Raw genomic sequence first — 18,654 nt, 5'->3', positions numbered from 1 at the left:
AAAAACTCAAGAACCCGCCGGTCACATATCTCCGGCGGTTTCCTTCTCCCCAAGAACCCGCTCCGCAAAGTCCATAAACGCCCGTATGATCTTGACGTCACGACGCTGGGACGATGTGCTCTCAGTAGTCAATCTTTCTTTTGCAATGAAACAGGTGGAGCATCGGAGGGTTCCTTCACACCGGCTTGCCCGAAATATCACGTGACCTGATCTGCCCTGATGAGACAGAGCGCCTAGTCCGACCCTGCGATAACTACTTCGATATCATTTTTATCGAGCATGTCCTGGATATTGGCAGGAGGACGGCGGTCGGTAAAAAACACATCAATTCCGGCCATGTTGTGAAGAGATATCGGAGCCCGCTTGTTGAATTTTCCGCTGTCGGCAACGACGATGCGCACTTGCGCATTTTCAGCCGCAGCACGTGCGATATTGGCTTCTTCGAGATCATGCAGCATAAAGCCCAAATCTCCATTCACGGCTCCAACCGAAAACACTGCCAACTGTACGTTGAAACGCTTCACAAGATCCAATGCCTCTGCACCGAAAGCACCCCCATCATGGGCGCGCAATTCTCCACCGGCCAGAAACACCCGGTTGTTGTTGTGCTTTGACAACGTGTAAGCGACGAAAACCGAATTGGTAACCACAAACAGGTCTTTATGTTTCCGCAACGCAAGCGCGACGTAGGCGGTTGTCGAACCGATATCCAGAAATAAGGAGTCCCCGTCGCTAATTGTATTTGCGACTGCCCGGGCTATTGCTTCTTTCGCATGCGCTTGCGTTCCCAAGCGGTTTTCAAAAGGTGGTTCTATTGCGTCTTCGCTAAGATGTACGCCGCCATGAACCTTCCGCACGATCTTGCGCTCTTCCAGTGCCTTGACGTTACGCCGGATCGTTTCATTGGAAACATTCAGTTTTTGAGCCAAGAGTCTGACCCTGCACGACCCGCCCGCATGTTGCAGCTCTCGAAGGATTTCTTCTTCGCGCTGATTTGTGGTTTTTCGTGGCTTTAACATGCGACCTCCTGAAAGGGGGATACGGCAGTCATCCCAATAAAACAATATTGCGCCCAATACGGTGCCATTCGGGGCTTTGTGTGCGAATTATAACGAATTATCGTGGAGAAATGTGGTTTTTATTGACGTAGTTGTCAGATTGGCGCAGCATGGAAGTGTAATAAACGAAAAACACTCAAAAAGCCACATTCAGGGAGCACAACATGATCAGGAAATTCAATACACTACACGCAATAGCATTAGTCGCTGGCGTAACTGCTTCGGCTTCTTGGGCCGTCGAATCGACGGACCCTATCAAACTGACGCTGCATGATTGGTCAGGACAGCTGATCAACACCAAGATAATGGGAGCAATCCTTCAAGAGGCAGGGTACAACGTTGAATATGTTCAGGCGGACTATATCGCTCAGTTTGCGGGCCTGAAGACAGGTGATCTACATCTGGCAATGGAAATCTGGGAAACCACCGGGCGTGAAGCGCTGGACGAAGCCACCGCCTCTGGCAACGTGGTGAACGTTGGTGAAACCGGTCTGATGGCGATCGAAGAATGGTGGTACCCAGCTTACATGAAAGACCGCTGCCCAGGCCTGCCAAACTGGGAAGCTTTGAAAGACTGCGCAGGGGAATTTGCCACCGCTGAAACCTCGCCAAATGGGCGCTATGTCGGTGGACCTGTGACCTGGGGCGGTTTCGACGACGAGCGCGTCGAAGCATTAGAGCTAGAGTTTGAAGTTGTCCACGCAGGCACGGATGCAGCGCTTTTTGCAGAACTGGAATCTGCATATCAGCGTGAAGATCCGATCATGCTTTGGGTCTATGTTCCACACTGGGCCCCGGCCAAATATGACGGCGAATTCGTGGAGTTTCCGCCATATTCGCCCGAGTGCTACAGCGACCCGTCAGTTGGTGTGAACCCGGATTTGGCCTATGACTGCGGAAAACCGCGTGGTCCGATCTGGAAGGCTGCTTGGGCTGGCCTGCAAGAGAAGTGGCCGGGCGCGTATGACATCATCGAAGCCTATAACATCAATAACGACGAGATGAGCGCCATGGTCGGCAAAGCCGATCTGGACGGTGTGGATATTGATGCAGTTGTCGCGGATTGGATGGAGACGAACAAAGACCGTTGGTCTGGCTGGATCTCTAAATAATCTGCTTGGCCGAAGCGGTTACCCCGCTCTCCTCTACCGCTTCGGTCTTCTTCCGTCTTAGTACCGGACACCACAGATGACCCCCACAACAAAACTGTCCTGCCGAAACGTTTGGAAGCTTTATGGTTCAAACGCCGAGACCCTTCTCGCGCAAAATCCGAACCCATCTGCAGATGACATTCGAAATGCGGGTGTTATCGGAGCAGTACGCAATGCCAATATTGAAATCGTTGAAGGTGAAATTTTCATCATCATGGGCCTGTCCGGTTCAGGCAAATCAACCCTGGTTCGTTGTCTGTCCAGGTTGATCGAACCCACGAGTGGAGAGGTTCTGTTCGACGACGCCGACCTGCTGCGCGCCAGCGAAAAAGAAATGATTGAAATTCGCCGGCACAAGATGGGCATGGTGTTTCAGCATTTTGCCCTGCTGCCGCACCTGACCGTGTTGCAGAATGTGATGTTCCCCCTGACCATTCAGGCTACGCCCAAACACGAGGCCGAAGCAAAGGCGAGAGACGTGGTGGAACTGGTCGGACTGAAGGGGCGTGAAGACTACTATCCACGAGAGCTCTCGGGTGGTCAGCAACAGCGTGTGGGCATTGCCCGATCATTGGTGACAGAGCCCGATCTGTGGTTTCTGGACGAACCTTTTTCGGCCCTCGATCCGCTGATCCGTCGCGAAATGCAGGACGAATTTCTGCGACTACAGGAACGGTTGCATAAGACTATTGTCTTTATCACGCACGACTTTGAAGAAGCCGTTCGCTTGGCAGACCGCATCGCCATTATGAAGGACGGTGAAGTCATCCAGATTGCCACCCCAGAGGAACTGGTGATGAATCCAGCGACAGATTATGTGGCTGAATTCACGCGGCATATTCCGCGCTCCAAGGTTTTGACGGTTGGTGGTGTAATGACCGTCGGCGCTGCGGGTAAGGGTGAGCCCATTGTGCAATCAACCCGCGTCTCGGCCGTGGCGGAACGGATCATCACCGCAGATGCACCAATTCCCGTGACAGACAGCAATGGTCTGGTTATTGGCGCCATTGATCGCAAGGCTGTGGCCCATGTGCTATTCGGTGAAGGGGACGCGGTATGAGCCGCCTGTCCCGCAGCCAGCTTGTCATTCTACTGCTTGTCGGACTGACAATCCTGCTGGGGTATTTCGGCAGTAATCTGGGAAAAGCGCTGGATGCGCGCTGGATCACCAAATTCCCGTCGGCTTGGGTCGTCCCGTTCAAAACTTATATTTCATCTGCGATGTCCTGGTTGATCGAGGAAGCAGCAATCGGCCCAGTTTCGTTCACCGACGTTACCCGCGCTGCCGCTTGGTTGATCGAACAGCCCTATGACCTTGTCTTGTCCCTGCTGGCCGAAGGTTTTGTCACCGGGCAAGGCAATGATGCGCAAGTCATTCTACCTGCGATCAGCTGGATTGTAGTGATCACCGCCGTAGTAGCTTTGGGACAGTATTGCCGGGACTGGGGGCTCGCGGCATTGGTCGGCGGCTGCTTTACCTATCTGGCCGTCTTTGGCCAGTGGGACAGCGCGATGGTTACGCTTGCCTCGGTCCTGATTGCGGTGCCCATTGGCGCGGGCGGTGGGCTGTTGTTGGGGATATTGGCCTATCGCCACCTGACTTTCGACCGCATCATCTCGCCCATTCTGGACTTGATGCAGACAATCCCGATCTTCGCCTATCTGGTACCAATTCTGTTCATGTTCGGCTTTGGACCGATTTCGGCGCTGGTCGCCACGATCATCTATGCGACACCGCCTATGGTGCGAATCACCACGCTTGCCTTGAGCGCCGTCGACCCCGAGATTTTGGACTTCGGGCGCATGGCAGGCACGACGCAAAAGCAGTTGATGTGGCGCGTTTTGGTTCCTTCCGCCAGCCACAGTCTGATGGTGGGTGTCAATCAGGTGATCATGCTGACGCTGAACATGGTCATCATTGCCTCGATGATCGGGGCCGGAGGATTGGGGTTTGACGTCCTTGCCGCGCTGCGCCGCCTCGATATCGGCGCTGGGTTCGAGGCCGGTATTGCCATTGTGGTTCTGGCCATTGCGGTCGATCGCCTAAGTCAGGCTTTCGCCGAGCGTATGGGGCAGGTACATCACGAGCTCCCCGGCTCGTGGATCACCCGCCATCGCCGGACAGTTCTGGTAATGATCCTGCTGATTTTGACCTGGGTTCTAGGGCAGTTCTCACCCCTGCTGCTGGAATATCCTGAAAGCCAGACGATCACCACTGGCGGGTTCTGGGATGACACGGTCAAATACCTGAACATCAATTATTTTGACACGTTCGAGGCGATCAAGATCTTCTTCCTGACGTGGTTCATGATCCCGATAAAAACGGTTTTGCTGGGAATCCCATGGCCTTGGGCGATTGCCATGCTGACCTTGCTGGGTTGGCACGCGGGGGGCTGGCGGCTGGCACTGCTGTGCGGAGGACTGGCGTCGCTGATCCTCGTATCAGGACTGTGGGCCAAGGCAATGGTGACAGTTTATCTCTGCGGAGCCTCTGTGTTTCTAGCTACTCTGATCGGAGTTCCGCTGGGTGTTGTGGCCGCACTGAACAAACGCGCCGGGACAGTGATCAACCTGTTGATTGATACGTTGCAGACTTTGCCCAGCTTTGTCTATCTGATCCCGGTAGTGATGCTGTTCCGGGTCGGCGATTTCACTGCCCTGATTGCCATAGTCCTTTACGCACTGGCCCCGGCCGTGCGTTATGCGGCCCACGGCGTGCGATCGGTCAGTGAGGAATTGATCGAGGCCGGATTGGTTTCTGGCTGCACACGCACGCAACTCCTGCGCCATATTCGCTTGCCCATGGCCCTGCCCGAAATCCTTCTGGGCATTAACCAGACCATCATGCTGGCGCTGTCCATGCTGGTTATCACGGCCCTCGTTGGCACCCGCGATCTGGGGCAGGAGGTCTACATTGCCCTGACAAAGGCTGACACTGGCCGGGGTCTGGTCGCAGGGCTGTCCATCGCATTCATTGCCATCATCGCTGATAGGCTGATCAACGCTAGCGCTCGTCAGGCACGCATCCGCTTTGGAATGGAGAGTTGATATGTCCAAATCCGACCTGATGACCCGCATTCGAAAGCTACCGATCTGGCAGGGCGAGATCAAAGCCACCCCGTTGACGGGTGGGATTACAAATGTGAACTACAAGGTCACTGACAGCAGTGGATGCTATGTGGTGCGTGTCGGTGACGACATCCCTTTGCACCAGGTGATGCGCTTCAACGAACTGGCTGCCAGTAAGGCCGCACATGCAGCGGGTCTGTCACCCGCTGTAGTGTTTTCGTCCAACGAATTGACAGTGCTGGAATTCGTCGAAAGCCGCACTTTGACCGAAGAGGACATACGCGACCCCAGTATGCTGCCGCGGGTGCTGGAGCTCGTGAAAGCCTGCCACCTTGAAGTGCCCAAGCACCTGCGCGGACCGTCGCTGGTGTTCTGGGTCTTTCACGTCATCCGCGACTATGCTGCCACTCTCACCGAGCGTGGAAGTTCGCATAAGGGCCTGATCCCGGAACTTGTGCAAATTGGAAATGACCTGGAAGCCGAAGCCGGGCCGTACGACATCGTGTTTGGCCATAACGACCTGCTTTGCGGCAACTTTCTGGACGATGGCACCCGCCTGTGGCTGATCGATTTCGACTACGCGGGATTCAACTCGCCACTATTTGATCTGGGGGGGCTGGCCTCGAACAACTCCCTTTCCAATGAACAAGAAGACTGGGTTCTGGAAACCTATTTCCAGGCACCCGTCACCAACCAATTACGTCATCGCTATTCGGCGATGAAATGCGCCTCGCTGCTTCGTGAAACCATGTGGAGCATGGTGTCCGAGATCACCTCGGAAATCGACTTCGATTACGCAGCCTACACGAGCGAATATCTCGCACGGTTTCGCACGGCCCTGACCGATTACAAAAACACCTGAGGACAGATATGACCGACCTTCCAAATACAGCCAAAGCCGTCATCATCGGCGGCGGCATCATCGGCTGCTCGACCGCCTATCACCTTGCCAAGCTTGGTTGGACCGACACGGTGCTGCTGGAACGCAAAAAGCTGACTTCGGGCACCACATTCCATGCGGCGGGCCTGGTGGGGCAGCTGCGTTCGAACGCCAATATAACTCAGCTGTTGGGATATTCAGTCGATCTGTACAACAAGATTGAAGAAGAAACCGGTCTGGGAACGGGCTGGAAAATGAATGGTGGTTTGCGTCTCGCCTGCAACGAGGAACGCTGGACCGAGGTCAAACGGCAGGCCACCACAGCCCATTCCTTTGGTCTGGACATGCAGCTGCTGACCCCGAAGGAAGCGCAGGATCTTTGGCCGCTGATGGATATCGGTGACGTCATAGGCGCGGCGTTCCTGCCCACCGATGGGCAAGCAAACCCCTCGGACATTACCCAGGCGCTGGCCAAGGGCGCGCGCATGGCAGGCGCGAAGATATTCGAAGATACAAAGGTCACCGATCTTGAAATCGAGAACGGCAAGATCCTCGCCGTAATCACTGAACATGGCCGTATCGAATGCGAAAAAGTGATCGTGTGTGCAGGTCAATGGACGCGCGACTTTGCCGCCAAGTTCGGCGTGAATGTGCCGCTGGTACCAATGGAACACCAGTACATGGTCACAGAACCATTTGGTGTGCCCGGCGATCTGCCTACCCTGCGGGACCCTGATCGGCTGACCTATTACAAGGAAGAGGTCGGTGGGCTCGTCATGGGCGGCTATGAGCCGAACCCGATCCCGTGGGCGGTGAATGGCATACCGAAAGGTTTCCACTACACCTTGCTCGACAGTAATTTCGACCATTTCGAACAGATCATGGAGCTGTCGCTGGGCCGGGTGCCAGCGTTGGAAACTGCGGGGATCAAGACACTGACGAACGGCCCCGAAAGCTTTACTCCGGATGGAAACTTCATCGTGGGTGAAGCACCAGAGCTGAAGAATTTCTTTGTTGGCGCTGGTTTCAACGCCTTTGGCATCGCCTCGGGCGGTGGCGCCGGAATGGTGCTGGCAGAATGGGCCGCCAAGGGCGAGCCGCCTTTTGACCTGTGGTCCGCCGACATTCGCCGTTTTGGCCGCCCGCATTTCGACACCGATTGGGTCCGCACCCGCACAGTCGAAGCATATGGCAAACACTACACCATGGCATGGCCACACGAAGAACACGAATCCGGCCGCCCCTGCCGCAAGTCACCGCTTTACGATTCGCTTAAGGATCAGGGTGCGTGCTTTGGCGAAAAACTGGGTTGGGAGCGCCCGAACTGGTTTGCCGACGCATCGCTGGGCGAGGCGCCAAGGGACGAATACAGCTTTGGCCGCCAGAACTGGTTTGCCGCCGTTGGTCGCGAACACAAAGCGGCCCGGGAGGCGGCCGTGCTGTTCGATCAAACATCGTTCGCCAAATTCGCGCTGAAAGGCCCCGACGCCCTGGCTGCGATGAACTGGATATGTGCCAATGATGTGGACAAACCGGTGGGCGCTCTGGTCTATACCCAGATGCTGAATGACAAGGGAGGAATTGAATGCGACCTGACCGTGGGCCGTGTTGCGCATGATGAGTTCTACATTGTCACCGGCACAGGCTTTGCCACCCACGATTTCGACTGGATCAGCCGCAGTATTCCGGACGGGCTAAACTGCCAGCTGTTCGATATCACCTCCTCAAACGCAGTATTGTCGCTGATGGGGCCGAAATCACGAGACATTCTGGCGGCGGTTACCCGCGACGATGTGTCGAATGACGGGTTCAAGTTTGGTACGATCCGGACAATCGGTATCGCCGGTTGCCCTGTCAGGGCACTGCGGGTGACATATGTGGGCGAGCTTGGCTGGGAACTGCACTTGCCTGTTGAATATGCACAAACAGTCTACACAGCGCTGATGGAAGCAGGGCAGCCGCAAGGGCTGGTTAATGCAGGCTACCGCGCAATTGAATCTCTTCGGTTAGAAAAGGGTTACCGCGCCTGGGGATCTGACATCGGGCCCGATCACACGCCGTTTGAAAGCGGGTTGGGCTGGGCTGTGAAACTGCGCAAAAACATAAACTTCAAGGGTCGCGCGACAAGCGAAAAGCAAAAGGCCGAGGGCGTCAAAAAGATGCTGGCCTGCTTTACCGTCGACCCTGATGTGGTGCTGTTGGGCCGCGAAACGATATACCGGGATGGAGAACGTGTGGGTTGGCTAACGTCGGGTGGCTATGGTTACACGACCGGCAAATCCATCGGTTACGGCTATGTCCGAAACCAGGGTGGTGTCGATGCGGAATTTGTTACGTCCGGCACATATGAGTTGGAGGTTGCGACCCAACGTGTCCCCTGCGACGTTACACTTCAACCGCTTTACGATCCCAAAATGGACCGTATCAAATCGTAACACAAACCCCTGTAGCTTGGATGAGGTTGGGGCAAATGTGTCCCAACCTCATTACCTCGGGAAAGGTGTTCATTTTCCAGTTAAACCAAGAGGTGTCCCGGCAGGATTTACTGTCCAGATCACCAGGTTGCCGGCAGATTTGGAATGCACAAGCACTTTGTTTCCTGTTCTCGCCGCGCAACGTCAAATACCCCGCCGCACTACCTGCGCTGGTGGGGCACAAGTCAGATGTTCAACTGCATGGATGACTTTGTTCGGTCCATTGCAACGAATGTCCTGAACTTTCGGATGTTCTTGTTCGAGAAGAATAACCGTTGGGTAAGCTTTTCATATTCCGACATATCTCGAACGATAACGATCAGAACAAAATCCACTTCACCAGTAACATAGTAACATTGCTGAACCTCAGGGGCATCATAGAAGCTGTTCTTGATTTCATCAATTTTTCCGCCTGTCTCGGTTTTTAGTTCGACTTCGACGAAAATGGTCAGCGGCAATCCCACGGCTGCCGGATCAATATGCGCTGATTGCGCGGCAATGATCCCTTCCGCCTCCATGCGTTTGATCCTTCGCTGTACGCTGGGCGCAGACAGATTCACGCTTTCACCGATTTGACGGTGCGGCACCGTATTGTCCTGCTGCAACACCCTAAGAATCGCGAGATCGAAGCTATCCAGACTTCCTGATGAAAATTTTTGCTTCACGGCAACCTTATGCAAGTTGGTTTCAATTTTACCTGCAACTTAGAGCAAAAACATCACCGCCATTGATTTATTTTTGCACCAACAATGGAAGGATCACAAAATGCTCGCAAACTTTGAGACTGTCGGAATTGAAAGCCATGCAGCCAAGCCACGCTTTGGCCATGCCGCCGCAACCACTTTACCCCGCGAGGGTTTTGACCTCGCGCAGCGGGAAATTCAAAGCTGGAATGGATATGAAAGAGCCCCAATGCTATCCCTTCAAGGTCTAGCCGATGCGCTGAATCTGGGCACAGTCTGTTACAAGCATGAAGGGTTAAGATTTGGCTTGGGCAGTTTCAAAGCACTTGGCGGCGCTTATGCGGTTCTGCGGGTATTACAGCGTGAATTGACCGAAAAGGCAGGCCGGGAAGTCACCGCCGATGAGATTCGAAACGGCACCCATGCTGCCGGAATTGCAGACATAACCGTCATCTCCGCAACAGATGGCAATCACGGGCGTTCAGTGGCTTGGGGTGCCCAGCGCTTCGGCGCGCCTTGCCGAATTTACATTCACAAAGAAGTAAGCGAATTTCGCGCCGACGCAATGCGCCAGCTGGGGGCCGAAGTGATCCGAGTTGATGGAGATTACGACGCTTCCGTAGCACAGACCCGCATTGATGCAGCAGAACACGGCTGGTTGATCGTTTCGGATACTTCCTGGCCCGGTTACACTCAGGCACCGCTTGATGTCATGGCTGGCTATGGGGTCATGGCGCGTGAGATCGTGCAGGACTTAGCTTTGCCACCCACCCATGTCTTCCTGCAAGGCGGCGTTGGAGGCTTGGCGGCTGCCGTCACCGCGGTATTCCTCCAGGATTGGGGGCAGAATGCTCCGCGCGTCATCGTGGTCGAGCCTGAATTGGCCCCCTGCCTTTTTGCAAGCGCCCAGGCAAATCGGCCTACAGCCGTCGAAGTAGGCGAAGAAACCATAATGGCTGGGTTATCCTGCGGCGCGCCGTCCGAATTGGCATGGAACGTTTTGGGAGAGGCCGCCAGCGGTTTCATGACGATCCCTGATCAGCTTGTGGCACCGGCCGTCCGCCTATTGGCAAACGGCGCTTTCGGAGATGAGCCAATCGAGGCTGGCGAAAGCGCCGAAGCCGGTCTGATTGGCTTGATCTGCGCGTCATTGCGCACCGACCTGCGACAACAATTTCAAATTACACCAAAATCCCGAGTGATGTTAATCGGGTCAGAGGGCGTCACAGATCCGCATGTTTTCAACCGGATCATGAATGATAGCAACTGACATGCGGAAATGACCCGCTTGGTATTCCCCCTTGGTGGAAGCCGCGCCCGGCTTCCACCTTCCGGCCAGGCCGCCGGAGTTTACCTCTGTCCCACCTGCAAGATACGCCTTTGTCCTTAGCCAATCATGCAGGTTCACTTCCTTTCGACAGAGAACCGCGTTCCCCAAGGGTCCGTCAGCTCTTGCGGTTGCAATACAGTCCCATCCGTCAACAGCACGATCTCGTCCAAGCCGCTGCTGTCAGTTGGACGAGCTTTTGCACCATTGCTGTTCCAGATATTGCCTGCAAAGTGATGGTGGTACCCGCCCGAACTGTAGAACCCTGCTGAACCTTCGTGCAGCATGCAGTCCTGCGCTAGATGTCGCGTCATAAATTCGTCGACCGAATTGATATCCCCGACCTGAAGGTGGACATGTCCGACCACCATATTTTCCGGAGCCCCGGAGCAGTCTGTCCGGGCTGCACCTGCAATGGCCCCCAGATCCAGATGATGCGAGCCCATGCGGGTATACTTTCCATCCATCTGCCATGTATCAACAGGCCGGTCGGCGTAGATTTCGATCCCATTGTCTTCTGGATCGTTGAGATACAACGCCTCGCTGACGTCGTGATCCGCCGCCCCGGTCAACGGGATGCGGTTTTGTGCAGCATAGATCAGCCAGCGTCCCAGGTAATCGCGGTCCGGCATTAGAAAAGCTGTATGGAAAAGGCCCGCCGCATGCGGATAGCGACGCGCGGTACGGTCTTGGCGCAACTCGAGCAGAACGTTGTTTCCAGCGCCCAGTTTCAGGGTTTCGCCATCCCGCGCCAATTCCTCAAGGCCGAGCACTTGTTGGTAAAAGGTCCCAACAGCGTCCAGATCGTTCACAATCAGTGCCACACGGCCGATTGACACGGGGGCTTCACTGCTTTTCATGCCAAAGACTCCTTTTCTGAGATTCGAAACCCCCTTCCCATCAACCGCGCTGGCGTATGCCCGCGTTCCCAGCATATTCGCGATCATCGCTGTACTGGCGGCGGCAGTCAAACCTCCGGCCATCCTGTTTAGAAATCCTCGCCTGTGCACATTGCCGGGTTTGCAACATAGGAACCCTCGGCAAGCACGCGGTACAGATCGACCTGAACATCAGGATCGGCGGCCAGTTCACCGGCAACAGCCTTGATCAACTCAACCGGCCCCTCGCCACACGCGGTGGCGTGCTGAACATAGGTATCGCCAATATACCACGCGAAGTTGTTGAGGTTCCGGTAAACCAAAACATCCCGACAAAACCCTTCGTCCAGTTTGATCGAGGCCTGGGTTTGTGCGTCTTTGCTTAGCTTATCGGCAGCGAGCGGGGTACCTGCCCAAGTCGTCCGCCCATCATACCGACGTCACCCAGTGGACCCCTCGGACGACGTATTCGGCATGCTCCCCAATCTCGCACGCGTATCTTCTTTTACATCGCCCATGGCCATGCGCGCGAAGGCTTGCCGCCAGCCTCGGGCAAGGTCTGTCAGATTTGCGAGGGCTTCGGTATCTTCACGGGAAACTCGTCGTGTGAGACGGGCGCGGGTCACGTACAACACGCTCCAGTCCGGATTGCGCCTTTCAATCAACGTTATTCGATCTCCTGCTTCGACCTCACCGGTTTCCAGAACACGGTAGTACCACCCTGTGCGACCCGTTTTCTGAAACAGGTAGGGCATCCTTTCATTTCCAGTGTGCAGTCCCAGTTTCCAGCAGGGCTGACGGCCCTGGCTGATTTGAACGATTGCCGTGCCCAGCCTCAGGATGTCGCCAATGCACAGATTTTCCTCGGTCAAACCGGTTGTTGAGATGTTTTCACCAAAAGCAGCGGGCACTGCGCCGGGGGGCAGCTGCCCTTCTCTCTGCCAATCCGCATAGTGATCCTGCGCATAATGGTGAATGGCTTTCTCTGCACCGCCATGCACGGTCAGGTCCGCCTGTGCATCGTCAGAAAAACCAGTAAGCGAAATGACCTGACGTCCGGGCACCCGGTCCTTTTGAATGGCAGAGGGCGGCCTTGCTTCCCAGCGGTTAGTGACACGACCCAGGAAAATGCCACCGATTTCTGAGGATAGTTCAGGAAGGAACATTCAGGCTTCTTTGTGTTCGATGCATATCTTTTCTTCTTCGCCGCGCTCGAGGCTAAGGTTCAGCAAGGTGCAATAGTCATTTCCCATACCTGTCTCATGATAGGCGCAGGTCATGCATTTCCCGAACGAGTGGCCACCGTTCGCTGCCAATGCCAACCTCAAGCTCTGAAGAAGGCCCTCCTTGAGGGACACCTGAACGCTGGCGGGCAGATTGCCAATGGCGTCTGCAATCGGATTGGCCTCTGCCAAAACGGCGCGGCCAGCCTCGGTCAACTCATACGAGATCGACCGCTGGTCAGATTTTTGCCGGTGTTCGGCGGCGTATCCCTTGCGCACAAGCGCCTTCAGGGTCTGGGACATCGTTCCGCGTGTTGTCCCAAGGTATTCTGCGACATGTGACGGTGAACGGGAAAACTGATTTGCCTCGGACAGGTACTCCAGCGCGGCTCTTTGCGTCGGATTCAGGTCGCCCGCCCAGCCCGCAGCGGAATCTATCCTGGCAAGGCGGTTGATAAGGATACGAATATTGTGATCGTTTCTCATGCTACAACAAGTAGCGAGTCGAAATTAAAGTTGCAATGTGTTTCTTCTTATTGTAGCGAGTCGCTATTACTTGGCCGGAGATGAGAAATGACACTTACTTGGAAATCACTTGCTGCCATTGTGATAGGAGCTTCACCTGCCATCGCAGACGGCACTCACGCCCTTCATCAGGAGGGGGCTGTTATCTCTCCCGCTGATGCCAGCATGGCGGCTGACTTCGACATCCTTGCAGCGCATGCGCATCGCAACGGCAATATTGTTACGTTTCACATGACCACCAACGGCACTGCCGGGGCTTCGGTTCCAGCGGCAACCGGGGCAGTGGGCGGGTCAGACGTCTGGTCCTATGTGTGGCCTACATCTCTGGATCCGTCCGCAGTGGGTTTCGAAGGCGGCACCGGCATACTGGCAATGGCTGCAACCAGCCACCCGGATTTTGACGACACGCCTCTTTTTGATGAAAACGGCGATGGCAATCCAGCCAATGATGGCATCGAGTGGCACAGCCACTGGGTTGTACTCACCCCGACCGAAACTTGCGGCCCGGGCGCCCTTGCAGTGCGCGATATTCCCGAAGGGTCGACGCCAAAGCTTCCTGCAACCTGGCCCGGGTTCCCAATCTTTCTGGACAGCCCTGGGTTCACACCGCTGTTCGATGGCCCGGAAATTCAGGTTAATGCTGGGTTTTCCAGCGACGTTCAGCTTGAGGGCATCGCTTATGATGGCGTGACCTCTGCCCTGCGGGTAAACGCCAACATTCACGCTCCGCTGTTGTGCGTCACGGATGTTTTCGACATTGCGTCGGGCGACCTGAGCCTGCCGGGCAAGCTTCAGTAACGGTATCAGCCGGTCGCTTCACGCAGGCGTCCGGCCCCTGAACAAGAGAGACCAATATGCAAGCACCTGAACTACAGGTCAGTGAATGGTTCAACACTGACAAGAATTTAAAGCTTTCGGATTTCCAGGGTAAGGTTGTCCTGATTGAGGCTTTCCAGATGCTGTGCCCAGGCTGCGTCCTCCATGGCATTCCTCTGGCACAAGCTGTGCGGGAGCATTTTTCCAGCGAACACGTCGCCGTAATCGGTTTGCACACCGTTTTCGAACATCATGACGCGATGACCCCGGTATCACTGAAAGCCTTTCTTCACGAATACCGTATCAAATTTCCTGTGGCGGTCGACAAACAGGGCACTGGGCCTTTGCCGGAAACCATGGCGGCATACGGAATGCGCGGCACGCCCAGCCTTGTTCTGTTGGATCAGTCAGGACGGATTGCAGCACATCACTTTGGCCAGGTCTCAGAGCTGCAAGTGGGTGCAGAGATTGGCAGCCTGCTTGCCCGTAAGGCTGCTGCTGAGGACGCAAGTCAGCACCCCAGTCAGGCCAGCCGGTGTGATGACACTGGCTGCGCTGTGTAAAACGGAAGTGTAGAGAAGACAAACCAAGGCGCACTTCCCTTTCTCGGTTTGTGCTACTTGGGTTCACCCTTTTCTTAACTGTGCAGGTCTGCCCTGGTTTCACATGATCGTTTCGGCCAGGCACTACGCCCGTTTCAGATTTGAATACCGCGATAGCAATACGGCCGGATCATCTAGAATACGGTTTCACACCGGTCGAGGCAAGTTTCGCAAACTCTGTCGTGTTCGGCTGCCAACCTTGTCGTGTATGAGCGAGTGATGCCAGTGAAATTCTTACTAAATCCGTGCGATCGGCAAGCTTCGTCGATACCTTGTTTCTTGCATTACTCGGGGGAAATGGCGGATGAAGTTCATTCACATCACTGATATACACCTCGTCCGCGACTCCGGTCCGCTCAATGGCGGCTTTCCGTCCCAGCGGTTGGACGCCTGTTTGGACGATATCCTTCGGTGGCATTCCGATGCGGCGTTCTGTGTCATCTCTGGCGACTTGGCTGAATTTGCCGAGGAAGAGGCCTATCGGGCGCTCAAGGCGAGACTGGCCGCATTTCCTCTTCGCTCATTTCTGCTGATTGGAAATCACGACGACCGAGCTGTTTTCCAATCGGTCTTCCCGGATCATCCAAAGGATGCCAACGGGTTTGTCCAGCATCGATTCGAAATAGATGAGGGTGTTTTCTTATTTCTCGATTCAACCAAAGACGGGCGCGATGTGCATGAAGGGCAGCTTTGCCCTGCCCGGCTGGACTGGCTCAGGCAGCAACTGACCGAAGCCGAGGACAAGCCCACCTATGTGTTTTTGCACCACCCACCCTTTGACCTTGGCATTCCCCTTGTGGACGATATCAGGCTGGTTGAGGCGGACGCCTTTGCTGATGCCCTCAAACACGGACGCAATATTCGGCATGTATTTTACGGTCATGTACACCGCATGACCTACGTGAATTGGCTCGGCTTTCCATTTACCAGCCTGCCCAGCCTCAACCACCAGGTCCCGTTGAATGCGGCCAGCGTCGATGGCGAGTTCTGCGACGAACCTCCGGCCTACGGTGTGGTACAGATTGCCGAGGATCAGCTGACGGTGCATTTCAACACTTTCCTGCAACGCAACCCATTGCATCAGACCTGAGGCATGGAATCCTACTGGATCGCATTGGTTCTCGTTTCGGCGGCAACCCACCCATTGCGCGACCTTGCGCTGAAAGGGGTTGCGCATCCGGTGTCGTGCTATGTCGGGGTGTCCCTGACCTGGGTGATCCTGGCGGCGGTTCAAACGCTGGCCATGGGACATGATCTGAGCTTGCCTTATGAGGTCTGGCCCTTTGTCGCGATTTCGGCCCTTGGGCTTACCTTCTATTACTACGGCACGTTGTCGGCCCTGAGACGTGGGAACCTTTCGGTCTATTATCCGATCATCCGTTCGTCGCCGATTGCCATTGTCGCTTTCAGCTGGCTAGCCCTTGATCAGCATTATTCGTGGTTCACATTGGTGGGAATCGCGCTGGTCCTTTTAGGCAGCCTGATGATCCAGAAGTCGCCCGGCGGCCTACTGCACGATCACAGAGCATTCGCGCTGGCAAGTATGGCGATGCTGGGGTCGGCTGCCTATTCGTTAAGCGATGCCCAAGCGATGAAGCTGACCAATCCGGCACCTTTCCTGTTTTTCACCTATATTCTTGTGACACCGCTGCTTGCTGGCATCAGGGCCTGGGAAGATCGCCACATGTCAGCCCCGTTCCTGGGGGTCGTGCGGGGCTGGGTACAGGCATCGGTGCGGATCGCATTTGCCGGGATCGTGTCCTATCTGTCATACCTGTTCATCCTAACCGCTTTTCAGCTTGGGGCTGAGGCCGCCACAGTCAGCGCGGTCCGGCAAGCATCAATCCCGGTTTCGGTGACCCTCGCAGCGATCATCCTCAAGGAATCCCGCTTTCTGCACCGTATCGGCTGGGCCAGCCTGATCGCACTGGGAATTCTCTTGATTACGCTGTCCCGAGGTTAAACATGTATCCACTGTCTTGATGTACCGCAAATTCACCATTCTTCCACTGGCCTTGTTTGGGATCTTTCCGGACAAAATGGCCGGTCCTGTAGTGGCGTGCACGACAAAACCAAAGGATTATACTGATCGACCCGAAACGCTCTATCGCTGGACCCAATGCTAGGATGCCGTAATCGTTCTGACAGTGCAAATACGCCAATTCCTAAGCGAAAAATGAACTTGGCAATCCCTAAGATCGAAATGCCGCTATATTACCCGATCTCCAGATTATTACAGAAACAGCCCACACCAGTCACCGGCCACTGATTCTGCCGAGCCATTCGGATGTCGCTTCTAGCCCTTGCCGCAGGATAGTAAACATATGCTCGATTTCGCCTTGTGTAATGATGAGGGGCGGCGAAAGAACACACATGTTGATCACGGGTCGAACAAGCAGACCGCGTTTCTGGCATTCCATATCGATACGGCTGCCAATCTCATAGTCGCGCCCCAGCTCGCTCTGGGGATCGCCATCGACTGAGCACTGAACACACCCCATCAATCCCATCCCACGCGCATCGGCCACGATGTCAATCTGGCGCAACTGCTGTAACTGATCCTGAAAAACCGGGCCGACTTTTCGAACGTGTTCGAGTATCCTTTCCCGCTCGATAATCTCGATGTTTTTCAACCCGGCAGCCGCGCTGACCGGATGGCCCGAATAGGTATAGCCATTCGAAAAGGTGGCATCTTTTCCCGCAACATCCGCAATCAACCTGTCAGAAATAATCGCGGCCCCCATCGGCGCATACCCGGATGTCATTCCTTTGGCACAGGTGATTATGTCAGGCTGAATGCCAAAGACAGCCTCGGAGGCGAACCAATGACCCAAACGACCGAAAGCCGTCACGACCTCGTCGGAAATATACAAGACATCATACTTCCTGCAGATGTTCAGGCAGCGTGCGTGATACCCAATTGGTGGTACGATGACGCCGCCCGAGGCCAAAACCGGTTCGGCGATAAAAGCGGCAACATTTTCCGGGCCAAGTGCCACAATGGCGTTTTCGAGATCGGCAACTTTCTCGTTCAGAAAGCTTTCATCGCTTTGACCGGGCGCGCGGTAAAGCGGGTTCACGTCCGGCAGGAAATGCGCCAGGTCGTCGGCCTTGTCGAGCCAGAGCCTGTCACGTTCCTTCCCACTGACGCTGGCCGCCAGATATGTGCTTCCGTGATAGGCTTTTTGCCTTGAAATGATTTTCTTTTTCTCTGGCCAACCCATTAGGTTGTTGCGGAAATGGACAAACCGGATGGCAGTATCAACCGCAGTGGAACCGCCGGTTGTAAAGAAGACATTATTCAGGTCACCCGGCGCACGTTTGGCGATTTCGCGGGCAAACTGTGCCGCAGTCGAGTTTGTGTTGTTGAAGGGCGAGAAATAGGCAAGGTTCCGGGCTTGCTCGGCCATTGCTTCGGCCATTTCCGCGCGTCCATACCCAATCTGGGTGCACCACATGCCCCCCGGTCCGTCGATCAGGCGTGCACCTTTTTCGTTTATCAGATGAATGCCGCTGGCACCTTCGATAAAGGTGCGGTCGTTTTCACCCAAAGCCTCCATCCCTTCCCACGGGTGCAGGAAGTGGTCGTTGTCCCATTGCTTTACGTTGGAATTATCCATGGCGCGCCATGCTTTCCGCGCTTAACACAATGGGAAATTCTTCGCGTACCCGAGCGTCCAAGGCGCCAAAATAGTTGGGGAAATGGCTGTCGAGGATGGAATTCGCCTTGTCGCGGGCGCGGTCCAGAAGATCCGTTTTCCCCTCGTTCTCCCAAGTGTCCGTACGCTCGCGGTCCATAAGCTGAGGGTAGACGAATTCGCTGTTCATATAGCTCAGCGTGTGCGGATTGCCGAGGAAATGACCCGGATCTATGGCACATTGGTGAATCACATCCACCGCCATGGTTTCATCGGTAACCTCTATCCCGCGCAACGATCGCAGGATCATGCCGCCGGCTTCGTCATCGA

At 55.1% G+C, this 18,654-nt stretch carries 18 protein-coding genes; 10 read left to right on the top strand and 8 right to left on the bottom strand.

Annotated elements, in window-relative coordinates; all coding sequences use genetic code 11:
• Positions 1-233: 233 nt before the first annotated feature.
• Positions 234-1,019 (bottom strand): DeoR/GlpR family DNA-binding transcription regulator, encoded by a 786-nt coding sequence (locus AC2FNC_RS16735; protein ID WP_480555812.1) that lies wholly within the window; start codon positions 1,017-1,019, stop codon positions 234-236.
• A 203-nt stretch (positions 1,020-1,222) separates the two neighbouring features.
• Between AC2FNC_RS16735 and AC2FNC_RS16730 the strand changes: the two genes are divergently transcribed.
• The 5 genes from AC2FNC_RS16730 to AC2FNC_RS16710 all read left to right on the top strand — a co-directional run bounded on the left by AC2FNC_RS16730 (position 1,223) and on the right by AC2FNC_RS16710 (position 8,593).
• Positions 1,223-2,170 (top strand): ABC transporter substrate-binding protein, encoded by a 948-nt coding sequence (locus tag AC2FNC_RS16730; protein WP_480477729.1) that lies wholly within the window; start codon positions 1,223-1,225, stop codon positions 2,168-2,170.
• A gap of 76 nt (positions 2,171-2,246) precedes the next feature.
• Positions 2,247-3,269, top strand: a complete 1,023-nt coding sequence (locus AC2FNC_RS16725; protein ID WP_480555808.1) for a quaternary amine ABC transporter ATP-binding protein — start codon at positions 2,247-2,249, stop codon at positions 3,267-3,269.
• Positions 3,266-5,257, top strand: a complete 1,992-nt coding sequence (locus tag AC2FNC_RS16720; protein WP_496715991.1) for an ABC transporter permease — start codon at positions 3,266-3,268, stop codon at positions 5,255-5,257. Before AC2FNC_RS16725 ends, AC2FNC_RS16720 begins: the two co-directional genes overlap by 4 nt.
• A 1-nt stretch (position 5,258) precedes the next feature.
• Complete coding sequence (locus AC2FNC_RS16715; protein ID WP_480555805.1) at positions 5,259-6,140, top strand: phosphotransferase; 882 nt, start codon at positions 5,259-5,261, stop codon at positions 6,138-6,140.
• Between the two features lie 8 nt (positions 6,141-6,148).
• Positions 6,149-8,593: a GcvT family protein gene (locus tag AC2FNC_RS16710; protein WP_480555803.1), complete on the top strand. Its 2,445-nt coding sequence runs from the start codon at positions 6,149-6,151 to the stop codon at positions 8,591-8,593.
• 224 nt (positions 8,594-8,817) lie between these two features.
• Here the strand turns inward: AC2FNC_RS16710 and AC2FNC_RS16705 are convergent, their stop codons facing one another.
• Complete coding sequence (locus tag AC2FNC_RS16705; protein ID WP_480555801.1) at positions 8,818-9,312, bottom strand: Lrp/AsnC family transcriptional regulator; 495 nt, start codon at positions 9,310-9,312, stop codon at positions 8,818-8,820.
• An 85-nt stretch (positions 9,313-9,397) separates the two neighbouring features.
• Between AC2FNC_RS16705 and AC2FNC_RS16700 the strand changes: the two genes are divergently transcribed.
• Positions 9,398-10,585 carry a diaminopropionate ammonia-lyase gene (locus AC2FNC_RS16700; RefSeq protein WP_496715990.1) on the top strand — a complete coding sequence of 396 codons (1,188 nt, stop codon included), beginning with the start codon at positions 9,398-9,400 and terminating at the stop codon, positions 10,583-10,585.
• A gap of 134 nt (positions 10,586-10,719) precedes the next feature.
• Here AC2FNC_RS16700 and AC2FNC_RS16695 read toward each other — a convergent pair whose 3' ends face one another.
• The 4 genes from AC2FNC_RS16695 to AC2FNC_RS16680 form a co-directional block, all read right to left on the bottom strand.
• On the bottom strand, positions 10,720-11,502 hold the full coding sequence (locus tag AC2FNC_RS16695; protein WP_496715988.1) for a VOC family protein: 783 nt from the start codon (positions 11,500-11,502) through the stop codon (positions 10,720-10,722).
• Positions 11,503-11,630: 128 nt separating this feature from the next.
• Complete coding sequence (locus AC2FNC_RS16690) at positions 11,631-11,843, bottom strand: hypothetical protein (protein WP_480625528.1); 213 nt, start codon at positions 11,841-11,843, stop codon at positions 11,631-11,633.
• Between the two features lie 117 nt (positions 11,844-11,960).
• A complete protein-coding gene (locus tag AC2FNC_RS16685) occupies positions 11,961-12,686 on the bottom strand; it encodes an MOSC domain-containing protein (RefSeq protein WP_496715986.1) in 726 nt (241 codons plus the stop codon).
• Entirely contained in the window at positions 12,687-13,229 is a 543-nt protein-coding gene (locus AC2FNC_RS16680) for a MarR family winged helix-turn-helix transcriptional regulator (protein ID WP_480520708.1), read from the bottom strand.
• An 87-nt stretch (positions 13,230-13,316) separates the two neighbouring features.
• Here AC2FNC_RS16680 and AC2FNC_RS16675 point away from each other — a divergent pair, with 87 nt between their 5' ends.
• The 4 genes from AC2FNC_RS16675 to AC2FNC_RS16660 all read left to right on the top strand — a co-directional run bounded on the left by AC2FNC_RS16675 (position 13,317) and on the right by AC2FNC_RS16660 (position 16,649).
• Complete coding sequence (locus tag AC2FNC_RS16675; RefSeq protein WP_496715985.1) at positions 13,317-14,066, top strand: hypothetical protein; 750 nt, start codon at positions 13,317-13,319, stop codon at positions 14,064-14,066.
• A 56-nt stretch (positions 14,067-14,122) separates the two neighbouring features.
• A complete protein-coding gene (locus tag AC2FNC_RS16670) occupies positions 14,123-14,647 on the top strand; it encodes a redoxin domain-containing protein (RefSeq protein ID WP_496715984.1) in 525 nt (174 codons plus the stop codon).
• Positions 14,648-14,990: 343 nt separating this feature from the next.
• Positions 14,991-15,776, top strand: a complete 786-nt coding sequence (locus tag AC2FNC_RS16665) for a phosphodiesterase (RefSeq protein ID WP_496715982.1) — start codon at positions 14,991-14,993, stop codon at positions 15,774-15,776.
• A gap of 3 nt (positions 15,777-15,779) precedes the next feature.
• Positions 15,780-16,649 carry an EamA family transporter gene (locus tag AC2FNC_RS16660; RefSeq protein WP_496715981.1) on the top strand — a complete coding sequence of 290 codons (870 nt, stop codon included), beginning with the start codon at positions 15,780-15,782 and terminating at the stop codon, positions 16,647-16,649.
• Between the two features lie 292 nt (positions 16,650-16,941).
• Here the strand turns inward: AC2FNC_RS16660 and AC2FNC_RS16655 are convergent, their stop codons facing one another.
• Entirely contained in the window at positions 16,942-18,306 is a 1,365-nt protein-coding gene (locus AC2FNC_RS16655; protein WP_480555787.1) for an aminotransferase, read from the bottom strand.
• Positions 18,299-18,654, bottom strand: a 356-nt coding sequence (locus AC2FNC_RS16650) for a trimethylamine methyltransferase family protein (protein ID WP_496715980.1), incomplete at its 5' end; no start/stop codon positions are given. The genes AC2FNC_RS16655 and AC2FNC_RS16650, both read right to left, overlap by 8 nt.

It is taken from the genome of Ruegeria sp. BHSA123 (genome assembly GCF_059613425.1).
This window is presented reverse-complemented; position numbering and strand designations above follow the sequence as displayed.

What these genes read in the sequence shown, in the direction of transcription:
- AC2FNC_RS16735 (WP_480555812.1), bottom strand. Translation starts at nt 1,019, where the DNA reads ATGTTAAAGCCACGAAAAACCACAAATCAGCGCGAAGAAGAAATCCTT.
- AC2FNC_RS16730 (WP_480477729.1), top strand. Translation starts at nt 1,223, where the DNA reads ATGATCAGGAAATTCAATACACTACACGCAATAGCATTAGTCGCTGGC.
- AC2FNC_RS16725 (WP_480555808.1), top strand. Translation starts at nt 2,247, where the DNA reads ATGACCCCCACAACAAAACTGTCCTGCCGAAACGTTTGGAAGCTTTAT.
- AC2FNC_RS16720 (WP_496715991.1), top strand. Translation starts at nt 3,266, where the DNA reads ATGAGCCGCCTGTCCCGCAGCCAGCTTGTCATTCTACTGCTTGTCGGA.
- AC2FNC_RS16715 (WP_480555805.1), top strand. Translation starts at nt 5,259, where the DNA reads ATGTCCAAATCCGACCTGATGACCCGCATTCGAAAGCTACCGATCTGG.
- AC2FNC_RS16710 (WP_480555803.1), top strand. Translation starts at nt 6,149, where the DNA reads ATGACCGACCTTCCAAATACAGCCAAAGCCGTCATCATCGGCGGCGGC.
- AC2FNC_RS16700 (WP_496715990.1), top strand. Translation starts at nt 9,398, where the DNA reads ATGCTCGCAAACTTTGAGACTGTCGGAATTGAAAGCCATGCAGCCAAG.
- AC2FNC_RS16695 (WP_496715988.1), bottom strand. Translation starts at nt 11,502, where the DNA reads ATGAAAAGCAGTGAAGCCCCCGTGTCAATCGGCCGTGTGGCACTGATT.
- AC2FNC_RS16685 (WP_496715986.1), bottom strand. Translation starts at nt 12,686, where the DNA reads ATGTTCCTTCCTGAACTATCCTCAGAAATCGGTGGCATTTTCCTGGGT.
- AC2FNC_RS16680 (WP_480520708.1), bottom strand. Translation starts at nt 13,229, where the DNA reads ATGAGAAACGATCACAATATTCGTATCCTTATCAACCGCCTTGCCAGG.
- AC2FNC_RS16675 (WP_496715985.1), top strand. Translation starts at nt 13,317, where the DNA reads ATGACACTTACTTGGAAATCACTTGCTGCCATTGTGATAGGAGCTTCA.
- AC2FNC_RS16670 (WP_496715984.1), top strand. Translation starts at nt 14,123, where the DNA reads ATGCAAGCACCTGAACTACAGGTCAGTGAATGGTTCAACACTGACAAG.
- AC2FNC_RS16665 (WP_496715982.1), top strand. Translation starts at nt 14,991, where the DNA reads ATGAAGTTCATTCACATCACTGATATACACCTCGTCCGCGACTCCGGT.
- AC2FNC_RS16660 (WP_496715981.1), top strand. Translation starts at nt 15,780, where the DNA reads ATGGAATCCTACTGGATCGCATTGGTTCTCGTTTCGGCGGCAACCCAC.
- AC2FNC_RS16655 (WP_480555787.1), bottom strand. Translation starts at nt 18,306, where the DNA reads ATGGATAATTCCAACGTAAAGCAATGGGACAACGACCACTTCCTGCAC.